This window comes from Pseudomonas sichuanensis (assembly GCF_003231305.1).
Taxonomy (GTDB): domain Bacteria; phylum Pseudomonadota; class Gammaproteobacteria; order Pseudomonadales; family Pseudomonadaceae; genus Aquipseudomonas; species Aquipseudomonas sichuanensis.
Genome location: NZ_QKVM01000147.1, coordinates 1 through 417, shown reverse-complemented (window position 1 = coordinate 417; position 417 = coordinate 1). Strand labels below are relative to the sequence as shown.

1 protein-coding gene is annotated in these 417 nt (G+C 69.3%); it reads right to left on the bottom strand.

Annotated elements, in window-relative coordinates; genetic code table 11:
- Window positions 1-417 (bottom strand): filamentous hemagglutinin N-terminal domain-containing protein (locus DM373_RS28480; RefSeq protein ID WP_157966916.1); only part of this gene is annotated, 417 nt, incomplete at both ends.

Below are 417 nucleotides of genomic sequence, written 5' to 3'. Positions count from 1 at the left end.
ATGGCGCCGCCGTCGACCTGGTAGCTGCGCACCTGGCCGTTGCCGTCGAGGACCGGCTTGCCGGTGCTCAGGGTCACCCGCGGGGTGTTGATGAAGCCGCAGCCGTCGCAGGTGATGCCGTGGGGGTTGGCGACGATGACCCGGGCGCTCTGCCCGGCCACCTCGGTGAAGCCGCGCAGGTGGCTGGGGTTGCTGCCGTTCACTTCGTTGAGAATGGTGCTCGCCGCCGCGCCCTGCAGGTTGGAGTTGCCGAGGATGATCCCGCCCAGCTGTGTGCTCTGGGTGCGCCCGGTGGCGTTGTTGAGGATCAGGCCTTCGCGGCCGACGTTGTAGTCGCTGAACTGGTTGTGCGACAGGCCGCTGCCGTTGGGCGCGGCGATGTTGACGATGGGCACGCCGTTGCCGGCCTGGCCGAGG